The following is a 1,332-nucleotide window of genomic DNA, read 5'->3' as shown; positions in this document are numbered from 1 at the left end:
CGGAGAGCGCACGTGAAGCGATAGACCGGTTCAATACCCTTCCAAAGGACGAGCGGGGGCTGGAGCTGGAGAGGATGCGGGAGCATTTCAGGCAGCGGGGGCCGAAAGCTGTGGAAGGACTGGTGCAGGAACTGAGCCAGGGCAAAAACAGGAATAGAAGTCAGGAATGGGAGCGGTGATCAAGATATGCCCCCCACGCGTGATCTCACACGCTTGTTTATGGACATCATCCATAAGATAGCGGAGTTGTCAGGCAATGCAGTCGTGAAGGTCATTCGAGAGAAGCTCGTAGCGGTGTCGGTGAGCTGTCCTCACCTACCATGTTGAGCGATAACTTGCCGTTGATGTCGATTCGTCCTAGAGGGCGACCAGCTCGGCGAGCTTGGCCGCGACATCTGCCATCAGATTTTCTGCGGTACTCAGGCCACTTCGCGAGGCGAGCATGGGGCTGACTTCGCGGAGAGCTTCGTACGTCGTCTCATGCACAATGGGGACGAGCTGGTCACGCGCTAGGAGTACCGATAGCTCTTTGTCGGCGATGCCCTGATCTTGGATGCGGTGCAGCAGCGCAGGGGTCACCAGCACGATCCCGATACGCGACTTCGCCAGTCCCCTGTCGATTTCGCGAAGCAACGGCATACCGAGGGCGACGTCCTTCTCGCTGAACCAGACCGAGACATCGCGTGACACGAGCAGATCGTGTAGTTCCTTGGCAGCACCTCCTCGGTCATCCCACGCATGGCAGAGAAAGATGTCCCGAAGGTCAGAGAGAGATGCTCGTTTTTCAATGCTTTCGCGGTACGGTGTAAGTGTCCGAACTTCGGCAGGTGTGTACACCAAGGGCGAACTTGCTGGCGACCAGCGCGGCCTTGCGCTGCCACCGCTCCTACTTCCCGACGAAGAGTATGACGGGGACGAGCCGTAGCTACTATAGCCGCTGGAGCGACCATAGCGACCACGGCATGCCGGGCAGTTTGCTGCTGAGCTCGCTGAGCGATGACCTTCTACTGGTGCTGTGCATTTAGCCATTATAAAAACCTCCTGATGACAAGTATAATTTTTTCGGCTTGGAATATGACGTAGACATAGTCTATCACACTTGTGGTGGGAGATGTCTAGAATTATTCAAATTGGGTAAATACTCAGCAAGTGCTGGCATTCCCAATGTGTAGTAAAAGGAGTCCCTTTTGCTACACTCAACTGGAGAATGTAAGGCATTGTTTTTTTTTGGCTCACGATGTTGCATAAGGGTTGTGCGAAATAAAGGGGGAAGAAATTCATGAAAATCGGCTATGCGCGGGTTTCCACCGATGACCAGAATCTTGACCTGCA

General features: G+C 54.3%; 2 protein-coding genes. Both read right to left on the bottom strand.

Annotated features, from left to right (window positions below; genetic code table 11):
* Nucleotides 1-357: 357 nt before the first annotated feature.
* Nucleotides 358-1,029 (bottom strand): toll/interleukin-1 receptor domain-containing protein, encoded by a 672-nt coding sequence (locus C8R21_RS15510; protein ID WP_107763490.1) that lies wholly within the window; start codon nucleotides 1,027-1,029, stop codon nucleotides 358-360.
* 64 nt (nucleotides 1,030-1,093) lie between these two features.
* A partial coding sequence (locus C8R21_RS16250; RefSeq protein WP_219906704.1) for a hypothetical protein occupies nucleotides 1,094-1,332 on the bottom strand: 239 nt, incomplete at its 5' end.

Source organism: Nitrosospira multiformis (assembly GCF_003050865.1).
Classification (GTDB): domain Bacteria; phylum Pseudomonadota; class Gammaproteobacteria; order Burkholderiales; family Nitrosomonadaceae; genus Nitrosospira; species Nitrosospira multiformis_E.
This window is presented reverse-complemented; position numbering and strand designations above follow the sequence as displayed.

Bases quoted from the DNA above. Each gene is read 5' to 3' on its own strand.
- C8R21_RS15510 (WP_107763490.1), bottom strand. From the start codon at position 1,029: ATGGCTAAATGCACAGCACCAGTAGAAGGTCATCGCTCAGCGAGCTCA.